Below are 18698 nucleotides of genomic sequence, written 5' to 3' on the forward strand. Positions count from 1 at the left end.
ATTGTGAGGTATTTATGGATATAAATCTCCTCGACTATGAACTTGGGAAAGAGTTTATTGCCCAGCATCCATCTCTCAAAAGAGATGAGTCGAAGCTCATGTTCATGGGAAGAGAAAGCGGGGAAATAAGGCATCTCCTGTTTAAAGACATTGCCGGTTATTTTAATTCCGGTGATGTACTCGTTGTCAATGATACCCGTGTTTTTCCTGCGCGTATTGAGGGACAGAAAAAATCAACAGGCGGAGGTGTGAGGTTTCTTGTAACAAAGAGAATAAATAGCCATGAATGGGAAGCCATCATCGAGAAAGGCCATAACATTAGAGAAGGTGAGGAGATAGATTTTTGCAGCGGGAGATTCAGAGGCAGGCTGACAGGCAGAGGAGCGAAGGGAACGGGACGGATTTTGTTTGCGACCAATGGTACTGATCCCCTTCAATATTTCGAAGAATACGGAGCAATGCCGCTTCCGCCTTATATAAAGAGGACCGGTAATAATGGAATCACCGCAGGCAATGGACTTTCTGACAGCAAAAGATACCAGACAGTTTATGCCGAGCACTCAGGCTCTATAGCTGCCCCGACTGCTGGCCTTCATTTTACTGAGACGCTGTTAACTGAATTAGAAAAAAAAGGAGTAAAGATAGTAAAGATTACCCTTCATGTCGGGACAGGAACATTCAAACCCGTTTCTTGCGACAATATAGACGAGCATGTTATGGATGAAGAGGAGTACAGCATAACAGAAGCAGCAGCAGGTGAACTAAACACTGCTCTTAGTGAAAGGAAACGTATAATCGCAGTCGGCACTACAACAACAAGAACGCTTGAAAGCGAGATGCTTAATTTCGGAAAGTTTACAACCGGAAACAAAAGCACAGGCATATTCATAAAACCGAGATTTGCGTTTAAAGCAATATCAGGGATTATAACTAATTTCCACCTTCCGCGGACAACCCTGCTTGCGCTGGTTTCTGCTTTCTGCGGAAGGGAGAGGATTCTATCTGCATATGAGGTTGCAAAACAAAATGGATACAGGTTCTACAGCTACGGCGATGCAATGTTCATCGTTTAATTTCACATTGCTCAAAACAGACACCGGAACTGAGGCAAGGCGGGGTGTCGTAAAGACTCCGCATGGGGAGATCCAAACTCCATTCTTCATGCCTGTAGGTACCCGCGGTGTTGTAAAGACCCTTACTTCGCATGAGCTGGAAGAAATTGGAGCGGAGATAATGCTCTGCAACACATACCATCTTTTTTTGCGTCCGGGTGCTGATATTGTAGAAGAGATGGGCGGGCTTCATGGATTTGCGAGCTGGCAGAAGCCGATACTCACGGACAGCGGAGGATTCCAGGTATTCAGCCTGGCAAAGCTTAACAAGATAAAAAAGGACGGCGTAGAGTTTCGCTCTCACATAGATGGGAGTCTATTCTTCTTTACACCTGAGGTAGTAATGGAGATACAGGGGAAGCTTGGGGCTGATATTGTGATGGCTTTTGACGAGTGCATCCCTTATCCTGCTGAAAGGGAATATTGCATAAGCTCGGTCAAAAAAACAGTTGAATGGGCACTGCGCTCCAAACAGTCCCTTGCCAGTAATAAACAGGCGCTCTTCGGGATAGTACAGGGAGGGATTTATCCAGATATACGTGAAGACTGTCTGCATCAGCTCGAGGAGATAGGATTTGACGGAATGGCGATAGGAGGATTAAGCGTAGGCGAGCCAAAAGAGATGATGTATGATATAGTCCATAAAATTGCTCCCATGATGGACAGATGGAAGCCTAGATATTTGATGGGTGTGGGTATGCCTGATGACATTATAGAGTCGGTATCTGCCGGAATAGACATGTTTGACTGCATAATCCCGACACGTCAGGCTCGAAACGGAGCCCTCTTTACATGGAATGGGAGAATGATTATAAAGAACGCAAAATTTGCAAGAGATGAAAACCCGATTGACAGCGGATGCAGTTGCTTTACATGCCGCACATATTCAAGGGCATATCTGAGGCATCTTTATCAGTCAGGGGAGACATTGAGCCTGAGGCTTAACACGATACATAACCTGCATTTTTATTTAGAGCTTATGAAAGAGATAAGAAGTCATATTGAAATGGGGAGTTTCTCAGAATTTAAACAGAATATGAAAGGGAGGTGGAACTGATATGTTAGGTTTAGCTTATGCAATGGCACCACAGGGAGGCGGGCAGGCTCAGGGGGGCTCAGGTTATGCATTTATTATAATGATGGCCGTGATTTTCGGTCTTTTCTACCTTCTCATCTTAAGGCCCCAGCAGAAGGAGCAGAAAAAAGCTCAGGAAATGCTGAACAATGTCCAGAAGGGGGACCGGATTCTCACAAAAGGCGGGATATATGGATCGGTTATACAGACCAAGGATGACATACTTCTTGTTAAAATAGCAGACAATGTTAAAGTTGAAATTGCAAGGAATGCTGTAGTAAGTGTATTAACTGAAAAAGCTGAAAGTGAAAGTCAAAGTAAAAGTTAATGTTGCATAAGCTTTTATTAATGTTTATAAGCTCGGCAATTTGATTTTTTAAGTTCTAAAGGGAGTTGCCTTTTATGAATAATACATTGAAGTGGAAGATATTGTTTGTGTTAGGTCTGATGGTTGCAGCTATCTGGGGCGCTTATCCTCTGAAGGAGAAGATAAAGCTTGGTCTAGACCTTCAAGGGGGAGTCCATCTGCTAATGGGGGTAAACACAGAAAAAGCCATAATCAGTGAAACTGTGCATATGAAGAATTATATTCTTCGCGGTCTGACTGAAAAGGGTCTAAAGGTTAACGCATCACAGGTAGGAGAAGGGAGAAGTTTCTCACTTGAATTCTCTTCGGCGCAGGACAGGGATAAAGCAAAAGGTCTCCTTTCAAGCGATTATAAAGAGACTGATGTTAAAGATGGAAGCGGGAATTCCCTTATAATCTCAATGAGCGAAAATATGCTCACAAATTACGTGAATCTCACAGTCCAGCAGGCAATTGAGATACTGCGAAACCGTGTTGATAAATTCGGTGTTTCTGAGCCGGTTATACAGAAACAAGGTAATGACAAAATAGTAATACAGCTTCCGGGACTTGATGATCCGGAGAGGGCAAAAAAACTAATTCAGACTGGCGGAGTGCTGGAGTTTAAGATAGTCGGGGGAGAAGGAGCAGCACCTGATGAGATAATTAAGAAATTAGGAGGTACTCTTCCGGAAAACCTTGAGATTCTCCCTTATGAAGTTGGCACAGCGGACACCAAAGGGCTCAGGGGTTATCTCCTTGTGAAAAAGGAAGCTGAGATCACCGGGAATTATCTAAAAGATGCACGCGTAAGCCAGGATGATTATGGACTTTCAGCGGTAAGTTTCGAGTTCAACCCTGAAGGCGCTACAATGTTTGGAAAGATAACAGAGAGTAATATCGGCAAACAGCTTGCCATAGTCCTTGACGGAAAAGTTCAATCAGCGCCAGTCATTAAATCCAAAATAACGGACAGGGGACAGATAACAGGCAACTTCTCAGCTCAGGAAGCGCAGGATCTCGTCGTCATATTGAGGGCAGGCGCTCTTCCGGCGGAGCTTGAATACCTCGAGGAAAGGACCGTAGGTCCTTCGCTCGGAGCTGACTCGATCAAGGCAGGTGTTACGGCATCAATAGTCGGATTTATCCTCATAGTTATTTTCATGGCTGTGTATTACAAATGGTCAGGTCTTGTTGCAAACTTTGCTCTCCTTTTGAATGGAATTTTACTTGTAGGTGCTATGGCATACTTCGGCTTCACTCTTACTCTTCCTGGTATAGCTGGTATTGCCCTTACCCTCGGTATGGCTGTGGATGCCAATGTCCTTATATATGAAAGGATAAGGGAGGAGTTGAGGCTTGGAAGGACAGTGCGCTCAGCCGTTGATATGGGTTTTTCAAGAGCAATGTCTACCATCGTTGATTCCAATGTGACAACACTTATTGCGGCACTTGTAATGTTTCAGTTTGGTACAGGCCCGGTCAAAGGGTTTGCCGTTACGCTAAGCATTGGTCTGCTGATAAGCATGTTTACCGCTGTGTTTGTTTCCAGGATCATATTTGATCTGAGGATAACGAGCGGTAAAGTAAAATCTTTGAGCATTTAGAGAGGAGCTGGGAAGAGACAAATGGAAATATTTAAACCTAATATAAATATAAATTTTGTAGGCCGGATAAATCTCTGGATTGGAATCTCAATTGTGACAGTAATTATAAGCATATCTTCTCTCGTGTATCACAAGGGACTTAACCCAGGCATAGACTTTGCGGGAGGAACTCTTGTTGAAGTCCATTTTAACAACAATAATGCAAGTATTAATGATGTAAGAGATGCTATAAGTGCAGTAGGTTTAGCCACCAGTGGTATTCAGCAGTCAGGAGAAGGGAACGTTCTGATTAAGACTGAACTAAGCGAGTCCGGAAAGATAAGTGACAGGATAAAGTCCGCGCTCAATGATAAGTTCGGCAAAGGCTCTTTTAGAATAGAACGTGTTGAAATGGTAGGCCCTGCGACAGGCGCTGACCTAAGATTGAAAGCCCAGACTGCTTTACTGTTTTCAATAATTGGGATGATTATTTATATTTCCTATCGTTTCCAGAACCGTATAACTATCCCAATTATATCGGTCGCTCTTGTTACATGGTTTCTTTCTACGGTAAACTGGATTCCTGTAACAACATTATGTATTATTTCTCTTGTCGCTACTCTTGCAGCATGTATCTGGTTTGATCTGAGGCAGGCGTTCGGCTCCATAATTGCGCTTATCCATGATGTTATTGTCGCGGTTGGAGCCTTATCACTTACAGGAAGAGAATTCTCACTCACAACATTGGCGGCCATACTGACCATCATTGGTTATTCTATGAATGACACGATAGTTGTTTATGACAGGATAAGAGAGAACCTGAATAAGAGGAAGGATATTCCTCTTGGTGAGCTTATCAACCGCTCAATAAATGAGACACTGAGCAGGACCATATTGACCTCAGGACTAACTCTTCTTACCATAGTAGCGCTCTATATTTATGGCGGACCTGTTATCAATGATTTTTCTTTTGCGCTTCTGGTAGGTATAGTTACCGGTACATATTCATCAATTTATGTTGCAAGCTCGACACTGGTGATATGGGACAGAATAGCCGGCAGCAGCAAAAAGAATAAGAAGAAGTAAAAGCCTGATATCAGATTTAGTGGAGAACTCCACCGTAAATCTTGTTGATTTTTTTTTCTTCTGCGATGTTTGAAATCATCCCGAGCAGATGGTTGGTGGCGATTTCTATATTTGTTACCTGTTCTTCGTTTACTTCGAAGCTGGATAGATTAAGAAGTTTATCCTTTGCTGATTTTATTTCATTCATAAGCTCATTGTTGAATGCCGTGTTTTCAAAAAGCTCATGAACTCCAAGCACTGTTTCAATGCATGAAAAAACTCTCATCTTCAATTTTTTATCCATGAAATTCTTATAACCCTCCGGCATTTCCGCTGTCAAGTTTTTCGAAAGAATCTTTTTTATGAAAGTTTCAAATGTAATTTTTTGGATGGGATTAGTGGTTGCATGGTGCGGGAAAGTCGATTAAAATTTTAATCAGTTTTTAACAGGAGGAGCTAGTGACTGCTTGTGAGAAGAAAAAGGTGTTTGCTCTTATCTTTCTTTCCGTATTAGTTCTTTTATCTGTTTTAGCACGGCATGCAACTGAGCTTAGGGAAAGACCTTCCGGGATTTTAGATAAAGCAAAAGATGAGTTTCTGAATGAAGGACCATATAGACTTATTAATATAAATGAGGCAAAGCCGTCAGAACTTGAGCTTATCCCCGGCATAGGAGAAGTTTATGCAGCGCGAATCATCGTGGAACGTTCCAGGAGGAATGGTTTTACGAGCATTACAGAGCTTAAATCAGTAAAAGGAATAGGGGATAAGAGGATGGAGACAATAAGGAAATTTACAGGGATATGGAAGTCAGGAAAAAAATAGCAGTTTTCAGCGATTTTGACGGGACAATTAGCGAGAAGGATGTATGCTATCTCTTGCTTGAAAAATATGCGGACTTTAACTGGCAGGAAATCGATAAAAAATGGATAGACGGGGAGCTTAGTACGGAAGAAGCTTACAGGACAATGCTTGGGAAGATAGATTTAAAAAAATCCGAGTTTGACAGGTTTATAGACAATGTGAAGATAGATGAGAGTTTCGTAATCTTCTATGAATTTTGCAGGTCAAACAGCATAGAGATTGAGATTGTAAGCGACGGGCTGGATTATTATATAAAGAGAATACTTGGGAAATATGGGATTACAGATATCAGCATCCATACAAACCATCTTGAATTTGACGGTGAAACATGGGTTTTACAGTTTAACAATACAGCGGCTAAACTTTGTCCGAAAAAAAACAACCCATGCGGATTCTGTAAGATTGAGCCTGTATTAAAGAAAAAAAATGATGGTTTTATAACGGTTTATATTGGAGACGGGGCTTCTGACAGATGTCCTGCCACGGTATCAGATTACCTGTTCGCTAAAGGTTATCTTGCTAATTACTGCCGTGACAATAATATTATACATAGGGAATTTAAAAGTTTTGAAGATATAAAAAATACGCTGAAGGAGATTTTATATGAATAAAAAAATTGCGTTGACCTGTGTAATCATTTTATTTCTTGCAGCTTCGTGCAATGGACCAATTTCAGTAAAACGCTGGGTATATAACGACACTCCGCCTGATGAAAAGGGGGATGTGACAATGTCCGGCACTCTCATATGCCTTAACTGTTTTTTTGACCAGACTGATGAGGCAAGGGCATTTTGCGCTGCAAACGGGCATCAGCATGTTTTGAGGGCTGTAGATGAAAGACTTTTTACTATTGTCAGGGATGGCAAGTCAAAGGAACTTATCGAGTCAGAGAATTATCATAATAAAGCTGTTACCATAACAGGCAGAATAATTGAAAAATCGCGGGCAATAAAGGTTTCTTCATTCGAGACGTTTTAAACTTACAAATTCCGCTATGCAGCTTATTCCTCTTCGGGCATATCGGAATTATTTATCCAGCTGAAGCCGGTAAGCTCTCCGTATATCTCTTCTCTCCGGTCACGCAGGAAGGGCCAGATGCGCCTTGTTTCCGAGATTTGAGTAAGGTCGGTTTCAGCCACAAGTATGCCGTCGTTCATTCCGCTTGGCCCGCAGATTATTTCTCCGTCAGGGTTCAGGCAGAAGCTGTTGCCGTAGAACTCGTGAAATTCCTCTTTGCCTACGCGGTTTACGCGGAACATGAAGACTCCATTGGTGATCGCATTTGCAGCTAATGTTTTTTCCCATTTTGGCATTGAAGGAACAGCATCAGATGCGGTAGGCGCAAATATTATCTGCGCTCCTTTATATGCGAGTATCCTTGAGACCTCTGGGAAGAATATGTCCCAGCAGATCTGTATTCCTATTTTCGCATAGCATGTCTTGAACACAGGGAAGCCGAGGTTGCCTGGCTTGAAGAAATGTTTCTCATGCCAGTAGGGTATCTCAGGTATATGCGTCTTCCGGTAAAGACCAAGCAGCATGCCGTCGGCATCTATAACAGCGGCGGAGTTATAATATACGCCGTCATTTGCTTTTTCAAAAAAAGGGCATACTACTACGACCTTGTTCTTCTTTGCGAAGTCTTTCATCAAGGAAACAGTTTTCCCTTCAGCAGTCTCGGCAAATGCGAAGGCTTCTGCGGATATCGTGTCGCTTGGGAACCATCGAAGATTGAAGAGTTCCTGGAAACACAATATCTGCGCCTCTTTGCCTACTGCCATCTCTGCAAGGGAAAGCGCAAGCTCCGTGTTCTTCTCTTTGTCTTTTGAACATGCAAACTGTATTCCGGCAACTTTCAGCATCTGTAAATCCCCATGTATTAAAATTTTTATTTTAATTTTACAGCATGGGGTCTGCTAAGGCAATTTAAAGATGAAAGAAATTGAAGAGTGATAAAGAATGTCAACGCTGCGTCAGCCTGCACTCTGCACTAAACAGCAGGTGCTCCTGTGCAGACTGCCGTAGCGTAAATGCCTACATACCGGGTAGATAAATTTATCTGGCTGGACCGTCCTGCTGATGGTGCTTTATGTTCTTCCCTTCAACCATGAATATGACGTCCTCGCCAATATTTGTGGAAAGGTCTGCAATACGCTCAAGGTTCGATGAAATCCTGATCAATTGCATGGCGCGCGCAATGGTGCTTGAGTCTGAGCTCATGAAGGTAATGAGTTCCCTTAATATCTGATCTTTCAATGCGTCAACAGTGTTATCCCTTTCACAAATATCCCGTGCCAATAAGCTGTCTTCATTTATAAGTGAAGTTATGCTGTCTTTCAGCATAGTTGTTGTAAGGTCTGCCATGCGGGGGATATCTATCAGGGGTTTTACAGGAAGATTTTCTACAAGAAATAGTCCGCTTTCTGCTATGTTCACAGCATGGTCAGCAATCCTTTCAAGATCATTGCTAATCTTCAAAATCATCAAAATAGTCCTGAGATTTCTTGCTTTGGGTTCATACTGGGCAATACAGGTCGTGCAATGCTCATCTATTTCAATTTCGAGCCTGTTTGCCTTGGGCTCATCATTTTCGATTACTTCAGTCAGAATGTTATTATCTCTTTTTAATATTCCCTTAATACTCTTTTCAATCATCTTCTCAGCAAGGCTTCCATACTCGATGATTTCTTTTTTCAATGATGAGATTTTTTCTTCAAGCATTTATATGTCTCCTTTATCCGAATTTCCCGGTAAGATATTCCTCTGTGCGCTTGTCCGTAGGAACAGTGAATACTTTTTCTGAAGTGCCAAACTCGATAAGCTCCCCAAGATACATGAAAGCAGTGAAATCAGAAACCCTTGCTGCCTGCGCGATATTGTGTGTGACCATTATGATAGTTACACTCTTCTTAAGTTCGACAATAAGTTCTTCTATGTGGAGAGTGGCTTTTGGGTCGAGCGCTGATGTCGGCTCATCAAGAAGAATGGCTTCAGGATTCATGGCAAGCGCCCTTGCTATACAAAGCCTCTGCTGCTGTCCTCCTGACAAGAATGTCCCCTTCCTGTGGATGTTGTCCTTAACTTCAGCCCAGAGAGCTGCTTTTTTGAGAGACTCTTCTACAATGATGTCAAGTTCCCTTCTTGAAGATTTAAAACCGTTTAATTTGTAACCTGCAATCACATTGTCATAGATGCTCATGGTAGGGAATGGGTTGGGACGCTGAAATACCATTCCTATCTTTCTTCTGAGGATTATGGGATTCATTTCATAGATGTCTTCATCGTAAAGATATATTTTTCCGGACACTGCGGCATTGGGAAATAGTTCATGCATACGGTTTATGCAGCGGATTAATGTTGTTTTGCCGCATCCGGATGGCCCCATGATTGCAGTGACTTTATTTTTTGGGATTGAGAGATTAACATTTTTTACAATGTGAGAATCCCCGAAGTAGGCGTTGAAATTTTCTGTCCTTAAAACTGTACTTTCCATTTTTTTATCACTATTTTTGAGATTATGTTCAGCGTGAGAACTATGCCTATAAGTATCAGCGAGGCGCCCCATGCAAGTGCATGCCATTCTTCATAGGGGCTTATCGCATAAGTGAATATTAAAAGGGGAAGAGAATGTATTGGTTGAAATATATTACAACTCATAAATGGATTCCCAAAAGCTGTAAAAAGAAGAGGTGCAGTCTCTCCTGCGATTCTTGAAACAGAAAGCAGTATGCCTGTCGTTATCCCGCTTAACCCCGAAGGGAGGATTATTTTGAGTATTGTCTTGTAATAGGGAACGCCGAGTGCAAGTGATGCTTCCTTTAATGAGTCAGGGATTAAAATAAGAGTCTCTTCTGTTGTTTTTACTATTACAGGAAGCATCATTATTCCGAGCGCAACTCCTCCTGATAATGCAGAAAAACGCCCGATAGGTTTTACGATCCAGATATATGCCAGTATGCCAATTACAATAGAAGGAATCCCCTGCAGTGCATCTACGGATAAACTTATAAAATATGAGAACTTTCCTTTTTTGTTCTCAGCAAGATATATTCCGGTAAGTATTCCAAACGGAATGGATAAAATACAGGCAATTGATATAAGGATAAATGTCCCGATGATTGCATTTGAAATCCCTCCGCCGGTTTCTCCGACAGGACGGGGCAGATTCGTGATGAACTGCCAGCTTATGAATGAAATCCCGTTTCTGATTATATAAAAAAGTATGAAAAGCAGCGGTAATATCGCGACAAGAGAAAGTGCTATTATGAAACTCTTGAAGATATGATCTTTTAATATTCTTATAGTTGGTTTTGCGTCATTCATTTTGTGTTCAGATACTCATTCTGTTTATTATATATTTTCCGGCCATGTTTATTATGATGGTTATAATTAAAAGAAGAAGCGCTATTTCAACCAGCGATGAGACATAAAGGTTCCCTGACGCTTCTGCAAATTCATTTGCTATTATGCTTGCCATTGTGTTGCCGGGACCAAAGATATCTTTTGGCAGAAAATTGGAATTTCCAATAACCATTGTAACAGCCATCGTTTCGCCGAGAGCCCTGCCAAGCGCAAGAAGAATACCTGCAAATATCCCGGACCTGACATATGGTACGATTATTTTCCTTATCACCTCATACCTCGTAGCACCCAGGGAATAGGCAGCTTCCTTTATGTCAGTGGGTACAAGGGTTATAACCTCTCTTGCCACTGAGGCTGAATAAGGGATTATCATAATTGAAAGTATGATAGAGGCAGTCGCGATGCCAATACCGAACGGAGCTATGTTAAATTTAATTTCAATCTCCCTTACAACAGGTACGAGAATGAATAGTCCCCAGAAACCATAAATAACAGAAGGGATACCGGCAAGAAGCTCTATCATACTGCTGATGAATGTTGAAAAAATGCCTTTCCTGAAATACTCTCCCAGGAAAATTGCTATTGCGATAGAAAAAACCATAGCAATGATTACTGCAATAAAAGACGTAAGCAGTGTCCCTGCTATAAATGGAAGTGCCCCGAACTCATTGGCAACAGGGTCCCATGTTTTGCCTGAAATGAATTTTAAACCGAATTTTTTTATTGAAGGAAGAGATTCAATCAGCAGCGTCACAAATGTCGCAATGAGTAAGAACATTGTACAAATTGCTGAAAAGAAAAGCGCTTTATTGAACACAAATTCTGCGCTGAAGCGTTTTCTGATTTTATCAAAGACTTTACTCATTAAATGTGTTCCCAAAGTTTTTGGAACATATATCATTTCACTGTAATTCTTCAAATTATTTTTTGCCATAGCTCTTAAATTAAAGATAGACCATGCCCAAAGTGGTGATAACTCTCTGCGTTAAGGAGGAGGTAGGGCCGGACTTCGTTAATTACTTTGATATGGATTATCCTGCTCTGTCTATTGGTAAAAGCAGGGTAAAAATAGTGCCATTCCCGGGGCCAGATTTAACATCAATCACGCCCCCGTATTTTTCAATTATTGTGTAAGCAACGGAAAGCCCCAGCCCTTTACCTTTCCCTACTCCTTTTGTTGTGAAGAAAGGCTGGAAAACTCTATTTCCTATTTCCGGGCTGATCCCGTTACCTGTATCTGAGACTTTGAAGATTATAACTTTATTATTATAAGTGCATGTAGAAACCTCTATTGTGCCTCCCTTGTCTTCAATCGCCTGCATTGCGTTTATCAGGAGATTCAGAACACAGTGGGCTATCTCACCCTTGTTCCCATAAAATTTAGGGAGTGAGAATAAGAGGTTTCTTTTTATAATTATGTTCATGAATGATAACTGTGCTTCCAGCAATTTCAATAATTCTTCTATGACTTCATTTAAGTCAAAATGAACATGGGGGCCGGGACGGGAATGTACAGAAAATCTCAGCATTTCTTCTACGATTAACTTGCATCTTGAACCTCCTTTTTTAGCAGTCGAAACCCATTGAGATCTTTTCTTTTCAGATTTTATAAGCTTCCTGAATCTGCATTTTATTTCCTTTATCTTTTCTTCATCTTTTATTGATTCAAGGCAGATTCTCATGATCTTTGCACATTCTTTCCTGCTCCCGTTCTCAAGAGATGCTATCAGACCAAGGTTTGTCAGAACGCCGGTTAAGGGACTATTTATTTCATGAGCAAGCCCGCCGGCGAGAACAGCAAGCGCGGACATCATTTCAGAATGATAGAGTTTAGCGACATAGGGCTCGAGAAATCCGGGCTTGCTCATGTATTCTTTAATATTGAAGTTTCCCCCGTATGAGTTGGAGGATTCTTCATATGTGAGGTTTTTTAGCATGCAGGTTTCTGTATTTCCTTCAATGAACGGCACATTATTTAATTAAGGAGTTTCCATTGTATGTTATTCCTTTTATAGCTTTTTCAGCTTTTTCAGCCGCAGCTTTGGGCAATGGAGAATAATCAAGAGGCTTTGTATAATTCTGCCCTTCATGAGCTATCCACCAGAGAAGCTTTGCCACATCATCCGCTTTTTTTAACTGTCTTGAGCTGTAGTTTTGTTCCCTGTAGACAAGAATCCATGTAAACCCGCTTATAGGATAGCCGTCCTTTGCATCGGTATCTGTTATTGAGACCCGTGTATCGTCAGGGATCGTGACGTTTGCTGCTGCGCTTGTGCTTTCAAGAGAAGGTGTGATGAAAACACCTACCTTGTTTTTTACATTGGCTGCCGGCATTTTGTTCTGACGGGTGTAGATGAGTTCGGCATAACCTAAGCTGCCAGGTATCTGCTTAATAAGTCCAGCAACCCCTTCATTCCCTTTGGCTCCCATCCCAGTAGGCCAGTTTACGGATTTGCCTGCTCCCACTTTATCTTTCCATTCTTTGCTTACTTTGGAGAGATAGTCGGTAAAGATGGCGCTTGTTCCGCTTCCGTCTGAACGGTGGATGACAACTATATTTGTCGGAGGAAGCTTAACGCCGGGATTTATTGCAGCTATTCTGGCGTCGTTCCATTTGCTTAACTTGCCAAGGAAAATATCTGCGATTATATCAGGAGTCATGTTAAGCACCGGGCTTCCGCTGAGGTTATATGTAATAACAACAGCGCCAAGGCATGTGGGGATATGAACTAATTTATCCGGTGCCTGTTTAAGCTCATCATCTGACATAAATGCGTCTGACGCACCGAAGTCAACTGTCCTGCTGAGGATTTGTTTAACCCCGCCTCCGGAACCTATTGACTGGTAATTGATCCTTGTCCCGTACTTTTTGTTATATACATCGAACATCTTTGAGTAGAGAGGGTAGGGGAAGGTTGCCCCGGCGCCCAAAATCGTTCCATCATCAGCCTGCGCCTGCAATGGGAATATACAGACAGTCAGGATAAGCATTACAATGAAGCTTGTTGTAATTCTTTTCATAGTTAGTGTCTCCATTTTTAATTTAGAACTTTACTACCATATCAACAAACAGCGTCTTGACTTTCTTATAGCTTTGATTTGCACCATCAGCATCGAAGAATGTTACACCGAGAGTCGTGTTTTTGAACAGCGCATAATTTGCCTGATACTTGCTCCCTTTTGAATTCGTGCCGCCGCCGTGGAAATCTGAATCAGCTATAGGTTCATAAATCGCATCTTTCTCAAGCCTTCTGTAATCATAGGATATCTGAAAGTCACCGGAATTTTTTATAGAGCCTATTCTTATTCCGCCAAGAGAGCCGGTTTCATTTTTTACGTTGCTGACGGTATTAGTTACGTAGTCGCCGTAGAAAGTGACCGGGATTTTCATTTCACCGATACTGAACTCTATTGGTGTAAACTCGCCTGTCAGCGTGAAAAGTCTATAGTCATAGGCAAACCGATTTTTGCCATCAGCGTCTGTTATAACTGTGTTGGTCTTTTTTACAACTGTGGGGCTGACATCTTCTAAGGCTGCGCCTTTTATGTTATGGAAATCATAGTAGCCGCCTGCGAATTTAAGTTTTGTCCCAAAAAGTGCGGCAGATATTCCTCCCTGCAATCCATATAGAGAGACATCATTTGAATCAGTTGATGATTCATCAATTGGGAAGAAGCCTGCGGTAACAAAGGGCTCTATATTAAAATCCTTTTCTCCGAAGGTCTTTTTTGCCTGTACAACTACACCCTCGGGAGTGATATCAGGATCCCATAAAAGGTCTGTTGTGTAAAATGGATTCTCGATTTTTCCGCCTGCAAATCTAAGTTCAGGAATCGGCTTTACTTCAAGATATGCACGGTCAATCCAGATATTCTTCTGTGAAAACGTGTCCTGCATGGTCTGGTTTGTTGATACCTGTTCTCCTGTGCCTGATGCAAGCCTGAAGCCGACTTTCACTTTGTCATTTACTGTTGTTTCAAATCCATAGCGGAGCCTGAATCTTCCCCTGTGCCTGTCAGGAGAATTGATTTCTGCTCTGGTTGAAGGGTCGAAGTCTTCCATTTTATCAAATGCGTATCTCAATCTCATATCACCGGAGAATGTTGTGTTCTTGATCCATGATGGAAGGATTGTGTCTTTCAGCTTATCCTGTGACTTGGCGATCTCATCTTTTACTTCTGCCACCACTGCCTGTTTTTTTTCTTCATAGTCTTTATTCTCTTCAGCCTTTGTTTCTGAAAGCATATCATTGGCTTCCTGCTGGGTTATCAAGCCTTTTTCAACGAGCTTTTTAACAAGGATATCAACTTCACCTGCGAAAGAGAGCGAAGTGCAGAGAATAAATGCTAATGACATAATAAACAATTTAAGCTTGTTCAAAATTTAGTCTCCTTTTATTAAGGTAGTTTTTAATATTGCGGATTGTTGATTCAATTTCCTTCAGTTGCTTTTCCACGTTCTGGTCTATTACTGTGGAGGCAAAATCAATGGAGTTTTTCACCTCCTCAAGCTTCCAGATAAGAACGTTTACATTGAGAATTGGAGTTTTCTTTCGAGTTGTTTCTGTTGTTTCCATTTATTTTCACCTCCCTTCAAATGTTTAAATGTTTCCTTTTTCAAGGATTAAAATAGTGTTTCTTTATAAAGTGAAAATAAGGGGAGTGTTAATTTTTGGTTAAGAATGAAAAGTTTTAGTCTGCGCTGATTCGTGTTGTATCCGGTGCATTAAGAAGGGCATAACAATCTGCTATCCACTAAACAATCATATTGACTCTAAGTTCAAAGAACTATTTATTATACAAACAGGCACTTATAATTTTAGACCCGAAAAAATAAATGAGTTTGCCGCGGCTGTTATAGAATTTTGTGAATTGACTAATGCTCATGAGAAGAAACTGATATCTGAATATGAGAAGTTAAAAAATAGGTTGCTACCTAACTACAGCTTGGAGCTGTTGCCATCGTTGAGATATGAGCGCATGCAGCTCAAGCTGAGTGTTAGGCTATACTTTCACCTTAAAAGGAGGATCGCAAAATGATCGATACATTTTCACCCGCTGACAGTGTGCTCTTGCTCATCGACCATCAACTGGGGACGATGAAGCTCATCAAGAATATCCCCATTGATTTGGTCAAGCGAAACACGCTGGCTCTCGCTAAGACAGCCAAGATACTAAACATTCCCGTCGTCCTCACGAGTTCACAGGAACGGAACGTCCAGGGACCATTGTTGCCGGAGCTTGAACATATTCTTCCAGAGGCTTTCGCTGCCAGAATCCAGCGTGCTGGCATTGTTAACGCATGGAATGATCTGAACTTCAAGAAAGCTGTCGAAGCGACAGGTCGCAGGAATCTCATCATGGCTGGTGTGACCACCGACGTGTGTTTGGTGTTTCCGGCAATCAGTGCCTGCCGCGAGGGCTACCATGTGCAAGCAGTTATAGATGCTTCAGGGTCGCCTTACGAACTTTCCGAAGATATGTCGCGGCGGCGCATGGAACGCGAGGGAGTGGTGCTTACTGCGACAAACACGCTCATGGCTGAACTTGCTCAGGACTGGAGTCGGCCAGAAGGCGGCCAGTTGCTTGGCATACTGTTTCAAGAAGTACTTCCGCCAATCGCCTAACATGGCGCTCAACCGGAGAGCGGTTACAATACGGTTTTATTTTTTTAGCGGGATATAGCGCAAGAGAAATAAATGAGATAAGAAAAATAGTGATAGGAAATGCAGATTTTTTAGAGGAATTGGTATCCACTGGGAAGAAATCGACGAGGATGTTTCAATAGAATCATTGTTGAAAGGATAGTGGCTAGTAATCAATTCAACAAGGCAGTGTGACAGTAAACTTGCTGCCTTCCCCTGGTGTGCTTTCAATGTCTATCCTGCCATTGTGGAGCATAACGATATGCTTCACGATCGAAAGACCAAGCCCGGTGCCTCCGGATTTTTTTGAGCGGGATTTGTCAACAACATAGAACCTTTCAAATACACGGGACAAGTCTTCTTTCGGTATTCCGATTCCTGTGTCTGTTACTTTTGCTATGACATTTGAAGCTTCGCAGCGGAGTGTAACTGTCACTTTTCCCTGGTCTGTATATTTTATTGCATTGTCTATTAGGTTTATAAATAACTGCTCGAGCTTAAAAGGGTCTCCTCTGACTAATGGAACTTTTTCATCTGCTTCAACTTTCATTTCAATATTCTTTTCTCTTGCCTTGTGCTCAAGTGCTTTGATGGAGTTCTCTATTATCCCTTTCAGGTTGACTTTTTCAATCGTGAGCCTTGTTCCTTTTTCTTCAAGCTCTGAGAGGAGAAGAAGGTCATTTACGATATTTACAAGACGGTCGGTGTTTCTTTTTATGATTTCAATATAGTTCCTGTTCTTATCATCAATCTCATCTTCTATGGTTTCTACATAACCTTTGATTGCTGTAAGAGGTGTCCGGAGCTCATGGGAGACATTTACTACGAAGTCCTTTTTTACTTTTTCAATATTCTTGAGCTCTGTTATGTCGTGTAACAGGACTATTATTTCATCTTTAGCTGGGATATATGAGGCACTGCAATGATAAATTCGTGAGCAGATTTCGATTTCTCCTTCCTTGTTAATCCTATTCATACGAACATTATCAACAATCTCATTGAAGTCAGGATTCCGCAAACCTTCCCAGAATGATTTTCCTGATATCATTTCATTTCCTGCGATTTGTTTTGCCTTTTCATTGCAAAGGATTATTGTCCCGCTTTTGTCAATGAGGATTACCCCTGCCTGAAAAGATGATATTATTCCATGTAACTCGTCCTTCTGGGATGAAAGTTCCCCGAAAAGATTTCGTATTTCTCCTGTCATATAATTGAAATTGTCAGCAAGGTCCCGCATCTCATCTTTGTTGTTTAGAAAAACCCTTACATCAAAATCGCCTTCTGCAAATTTTTTTGATGCAGCGCTAAGATCCTTTATTGGCCTTGCAAGGTTTCTTGCGAGAAATACAGCACCGATGACTGATATGATAAGGATAACAGCGGCTATTCCTGCAATGCTTATTTCTAATTTTGTGAGAAGCGGATTGATGTCTTTGAGATGAAGACTTAATCTTACATAGCCTTCAATCTCATTTCCTTTTTTTAGAGGAAGTGCCAAATAAAGCATTTCCTCGTTAATAGTCGCACTGAAGCGAAGAGAACTGCCGGGATTCCCATTTGATGCCTCGATGATCTCGGGACGTGCCTTGTGGTTTTCCATGGTGTGCGGATCTTTTTCTGAATCTGCCACAACAGTGCCGTCACTTAGTATTATTGTTATGCGCGTATTAAGCTCAGGCCCCGTGGTTTTTATAAGCGCATCAATATCATTATACTTTTTTTCTTCAAGCATCGGGGCTATCGTAACTTTCACAGATAAGGCAAGACGTGTCAAATCCTGCTCAAGAAGCTGGATGTAATGCGACTTTATCGTGTTGAATGAAAATATCAGGATTAGGGAGCACAACGAAAAAATGATAACAAGATAGCCGCTTAATATTTTTGTGAATATGGTTCGCTTCATACTTCTAATTTATACCCCACGCCTCTGATGTTTTTTATGAGCTCTGCCGCTTTGCCAAGTTTGTCCCTGAGGTTTTTTATATGAACATCGATTGTTCTGTCCACGACTGTTTTCTCATCTCCCCACAATTTTGTGAGTATCTCGTCGCGGGTGAATACCTTGCCAATGTGTGATGTCAGTATCTGAAGTATCCTGAACTCAGTTGAAGTGAGCTCTATTTTATTCTTATCAACGAATGCCTCATATTTTTCCGGATCTATGACAAGGATGCTGCTGATTGTGATTTTCGTTGTTTCCAGTTTATCATTTCCTCTGCGCAAAACTGCTTTTACTCTTGCAACAAGTTCTTTTGGAGAGAAAGGCTTTGTGACATAGTCATCTGCGCCGAGTTCTAATCCTAAGACTTTGTCTATTTCTTCACTCTTTGCCGTGAGAATAATAATACGGCACCTGCTATGCTTTTCGTTGTTCCTCAGAAATTTACAGATTTCAAGGCCGTCAGTATCAGGAAGCATAAGATCAAGAATGACAAGGTCAGGGCTGTTTGATTTAAGAAAAGATAGAAAGCTTTTTCCGTCGGAAAACTCTTTGGTGCTGAAGCCCGCTTTTTTTAGGTTAATGGATATAAGCTCAGAAATATCCGGTTCATCTTCAACCACTGCAATTAATTCATTCATTATTGTCATAAACACATTTCACAATTAAATAGCGCCTCATGTCAAGAAACTTTATTTTATTAA

Annotated in this window: 22 protein-coding genes; 10 read left to right on the forward strand and 12 right to left on the reverse strand. The window is 41.5% G+C overall.

Going from position 1 to position 18698, the window contains the following annotated elements; translation table 11 throughout:
• The first annotated feature begins 14 nt into the window (after window positions 1–14).
• The 5 genes from queA to secF all read left to right on the forward strand — a co-directional run bounded on the left by queA (window position 15) and on the right by secF (window position 5205).
• Entirely contained in the window at window positions 15–1073 is a 1059-nt protein-coding gene (gene queA, locus HZA77_06410; protein MBI5375049.1) for a tRNA preQ1(34) S-adenosylmethionine ribosyltransferase-isomerase QueA, read from the forward strand.
• Complete coding sequence (gene tgt, locus HZA77_06415) at window positions 1054–2169, forward strand: tRNA guanosine(34) transglycosylase Tgt (GenBank protein ID MBI5375050.1); 1116 nt, start codon at window positions 1054–1056, stop codon at window positions 2167–2169. Before queA ends, tgt begins: the two co-directional genes overlap by 20 nt.
• Before the next feature lies 1 nt (window position 2170).
• Window positions 2171–2515: a preprotein translocase subunit YajC gene (gene yajC / locus HZA77_06420; GenBank protein ID MBI5375051.1), complete on the forward strand. Its 345-nt coding sequence runs from the start codon at window positions 2171–2173 to the stop codon at window positions 2513–2515.
• Window positions 2516–2589: 74 nt separating this feature from the next.
• Complete coding sequence (secD, locus tag HZA77_06425; protein ID MBI5375052.1) at window positions 2590–4140, forward strand: protein translocase subunit SecD; 1551 nt, start codon at window positions 2590–2592, stop codon at window positions 4138–4140.
• A 21-nt stretch (window positions 4141–4161) separates the two neighbouring features.
• Entirely contained in the window at window positions 4162–5205 is a 1044-nt protein-coding gene (gene secF, locus HZA77_06430; protein MBI5375053.1) for a protein translocase subunit SecF, read from the forward strand.
• Window positions 5206–5221: 16 nt separating this feature from the next.
• Here the strand turns inward: secF and HZA77_06435 are convergent, their stop codons facing one another.
• The gene (locus HZA77_06435; GenBank protein ID MBI5375054.1) at window positions 5222–5488 is read right to left on the reverse strand and encodes a hypothetical protein; all 267 of its coding nucleotides are present in this window, start codon (window positions 5486–5488) and stop codon (window positions 5222–5224) included.
• Between the two features lie 155 nt (window positions 5489–5643).
• On the opposite strand from HZA77_06435, the gene HZA77_06440 reads away from it, so the two are divergent.
• Genes HZA77_06440 through HZA77_06450 form a run of 3 tightly spaced genes read left to right on the forward strand, consistent with a single transcriptional unit; the run spans window position 5644 to window position 7026 of the window.
• Window positions 5644–6009, forward strand: a complete 366-nt coding sequence (locus tag HZA77_06440; GenBank protein ID MBI5375055.1) for a helix-hairpin-helix domain-containing protein — start codon at window positions 5644–5646, stop codon at window positions 6007–6009.
• A complete protein-coding gene (locus HZA77_06445) occupies window positions 5988–6659 on the forward strand; it encodes an MtnX-like HAD-IB family phosphatase (protein ID MBI5375056.1) in 672 nt (223 codons plus the stop codon). Before HZA77_06440 ends, HZA77_06445 begins: the two co-directional genes overlap by 22 nt.
• Window positions 6652–7026 (forward strand): hypothetical protein, encoded by a 375-nt coding sequence (locus HZA77_06450; GenBank protein MBI5375057.1) that lies wholly within the window; start codon window positions 6652–6654, stop codon window positions 7024–7026. The genes HZA77_06445 and HZA77_06450 overlap by 8 nt, the downstream gene beginning before the upstream one ends.
• A gap of 23 nt (window positions 7027–7049) precedes the next feature.
• Here HZA77_06450 and HZA77_06455 read toward each other — a convergent pair whose 3' ends face one another.
• From HZA77_06455 to HZA77_06495, 9 genes are all read right to left on the reverse strand, one after another.
• Entirely contained in the window at window positions 7050–7910 is an 861-nt protein-coding gene (locus HZA77_06455; GenBank protein ID MBI5375058.1) for an N-carbamoylputrescine amidase, read from the reverse strand.
• A 193-nt stretch (window positions 7911–8103) separates the two neighbouring features.
• Window positions 8104–8769: a phosphate signaling complex protein PhoU gene (gene phoU / locus HZA77_06460; GenBank protein MBI5375059.1), complete on the reverse strand. Its 666-nt coding sequence runs from the start codon at window positions 8767–8769 to the stop codon at window positions 8104–8106.
• A gap of 13 nt (window positions 8770–8782) precedes the next feature.
• The gene (pstB, locus tag HZA77_06465; GenBank protein MBI5375060.1) at window positions 8783–9541 is read right to left on the reverse strand and encodes a phosphate ABC transporter ATP-binding protein; all 759 of its coding nucleotides are present in this window, start codon (window positions 9539–9541) and stop codon (window positions 8783–8785) included.
• Window positions 9523–10371, reverse strand: a complete 849-nt coding sequence (gene pstA, locus HZA77_06470; GenBank protein MBI5375061.1) for a phosphate ABC transporter permease PstA — start codon at window positions 10369–10371, stop codon at window positions 9523–9525. Before pstA ends, pstB begins: the two co-directional genes overlap by 19 nt.
• Before the next feature lie 7 nt (window positions 10372–10378).
• Window positions 10379–11275 carry a phosphate ABC transporter permease subunit PstC gene (pstC, locus tag HZA77_06475; protein MBI5375062.1) on the reverse strand — a complete coding sequence of 299 codons (897 nt, stop codon included), beginning with the start codon at window positions 11273–11275 and terminating at the stop codon, window positions 10379–10381.
• Between the two features lie 166 nt (window positions 11276–11441).
• Entirely contained in the window at window positions 11442–12347 is a 906-nt protein-coding gene (locus tag HZA77_06480) for a hypothetical protein (GenBank protein ID MBI5375063.1), read from the reverse strand.
• A 34-nt stretch (window positions 12348–12381) separates the two neighbouring features.
• Complete coding sequence (gene pstS, locus HZA77_06485; protein ID MBI5375064.1) at window positions 12382–13431, reverse strand: phosphate ABC transporter substrate-binding protein PstS; 1050 nt, start codon at window positions 13429–13431, stop codon at window positions 12382–12384.
• 22 nt (window positions 13432–13453) lie between these two features.
• Window positions 13454–14791 carry a putative porin gene (locus HZA77_06490; GenBank protein ID MBI5375065.1) on the reverse strand — a complete coding sequence of 446 codons (1338 nt, stop codon included), beginning with the start codon at window positions 14789–14791 and terminating at the stop codon, window positions 13454–13456.
• Window positions 14778–14987, reverse strand: coding sequence for a hypothetical protein (locus HZA77_06495; protein MBI5375066.1), 210 nt, complete (start codon window positions 14985–14987; stop codon window positions 14778–14780). The genes HZA77_06490 and HZA77_06495 overlap by 14 nt, the downstream gene beginning before the upstream one ends.
• A 459-nt stretch (window positions 14988–15446) precedes the next feature.
• On the opposite strand from HZA77_06495, the gene HZA77_06500 reads away from it, so the two are divergent.
• Together HZA77_06500 and HZA77_06505 are read left to right on the forward strand one after the other, a co-directional pair.
• Entirely contained in the window at window positions 15447–16037 is a 591-nt protein-coding gene (locus HZA77_06500; protein ID MBI5375067.1) for an isochorismatase family protein, read from the forward strand.
• A 118-nt stretch (window positions 16038–16155) separates the two neighbouring features.
• Complete coding sequence (locus tag HZA77_06505) at window positions 16156–16218, forward strand: hypothetical protein (protein ID MBI5375068.1); 63 nt, start codon at window positions 16156–16158, stop codon at window positions 16216–16218.
• 15 nt (window positions 16219–16233) lie between these two features.
• Here HZA77_06505 and HZA77_06510 read toward each other — a convergent pair whose 3' ends face one another.
• Both HZA77_06510 and HZA77_06515 read right to left on the reverse strand, forming a co-directional pair.
• The gene (locus HZA77_06510) at window positions 16234–17958 is read right to left on the reverse strand and encodes a HAMP domain-containing protein (GenBank protein MBI5375069.1); all 1725 of its coding nucleotides are present in this window, start codon (window positions 17956–17958) and stop codon (window positions 16234–16236) included.
• Window positions 17955–18635, reverse strand: coding sequence for a response regulator transcription factor (locus HZA77_06515; protein MBI5375070.1), 681 nt, complete (start codon window positions 18633–18635; stop codon window positions 17955–17957). Before HZA77_06515 ends, HZA77_06510 begins: the two co-directional genes overlap by 4 nt.
• Between the last annotated feature and the right edge of the window lie 63 nt (window positions 18636–18698).

The sequence above is a fragment of the Candidatus Schekmanbacteria bacterium genome, assembly GCA_016219965.1.
In the GTDB taxonomy this organism is placed as follows: domain Bacteria; phylum Schekmanbacteria; class GWA2-38-11; order GWA2-38-11; family J061; genus JACRJM01.

Excerpts from the sequence above, each read along its gene's own strand:
- queA (MBI5375049.1), top strand. The coding sequence starts at position 15 with ATGGATATAAATCTCCTCGACTATGAACTTGGGAAAGAGTTTATTGCC.
- tgt (MBI5375050.1), top strand. The coding sequence starts at position 1,054 with ATGCAATGTTCATCGTTTAATTTCACATTGCTCAAAACAGACACCGGA.
- yajC (MBI5375051.1), top strand. The coding sequence starts at position 2,171 with ATGTTAGGTTTAGCTTATGCAATGGCACCACAGGGAGGCGGGCAGGCT.
- secD (MBI5375052.1), top strand. The coding sequence starts at position 2,590 with ATGAATAATACATTGAAGTGGAAGATATTGTTTGTGTTAGGTCTGATG.
- secF (MBI5375053.1), top strand. The coding sequence starts at position 4,162 with ATGGAAATATTTAAACCTAATATAAATATAAATTTTGTAGGCCGGATA.
- HZA77_06435 (MBI5375054.1), bottom strand. The coding sequence starts at position 5,488 with ATGGATAAAAAATTGAAGATGAGAGTTTTTTCATGCATTGAAACAGTG.
- HZA77_06445 (MBI5375056.1), top strand. The coding sequence starts at position 5,988 with ATGGAAGTCAGGAAAAAAATAGCAGTTTTCAGCGATTTTGACGGGACA.
- HZA77_06450 (MBI5375057.1), top strand. The coding sequence starts at position 6,652 with ATGAATAAAAAAATTGCGTTGACCTGTGTAATCATTTTATTTCTTGCA.
- HZA77_06455 (MBI5375058.1), bottom strand. The coding sequence starts at position 7,910 with ATGCTGAAAGTTGCCGGAATACAGTTTGCATGTTCAAAAGACAAAGAG.
- phoU (MBI5375059.1), bottom strand. The coding sequence starts at position 8,769 with ATGCTTGAAGAAAAAATCTCATCATTGAAAAAAGAAATCATCGAGTAT.
- pstB (MBI5375060.1), bottom strand. The coding sequence starts at position 9,541 with ATGGAAAGTACAGTTTTAAGGACAGAAAATTTCAACGCCTACTTCGGG.
- pstA (MBI5375061.1), bottom strand. The coding sequence starts at position 10,371 with ATGAATGACGCAAAACCAACTATAAGAATATTAAAAGATCATATCTTC.
- pstC (MBI5375062.1), bottom strand. The coding sequence starts at position 11,275 with ATGAGTAAAGTCTTTGATAAAATCAGAAAACGCTTCAGCGCAGAATTT.
- HZA77_06480 (MBI5375063.1), bottom strand. The coding sequence starts at position 12,347 with ATGCTAAAAAACCTCACATATGAAGAATCCTCCAACTCATACGGGGGA.
- pstS (MBI5375064.1), bottom strand. The coding sequence starts at position 13,431 with ATGAAAAGAATTACAACAAGCTTCATTGTAATGCTTATCCTGACTGTC.
- HZA77_06495 (MBI5375066.1), bottom strand. The coding sequence starts at position 14,987 with ATGGAAACAACAGAAACAACTCGAAAGAAAACTCCAATTCTCAATGTA.
- HZA77_06500 (MBI5375067.1), top strand. The coding sequence starts at position 15,447 with ATGATCGATACATTTTCACCCGCTGACAGTGTGCTCTTGCTCATCGAC.
- HZA77_06510 (MBI5375069.1), bottom strand. The coding sequence starts at position 17,958 with ATGAAGCGAACCATATTCACAAAAATATTAAGCGGCTATCTTGTTATC.
- HZA77_06515 (MBI5375070.1), bottom strand. The coding sequence starts at position 18,635 with ATGAATGAATTAATTGCAGTGGTTGAAGATGAACCGGATATTTCTGAG.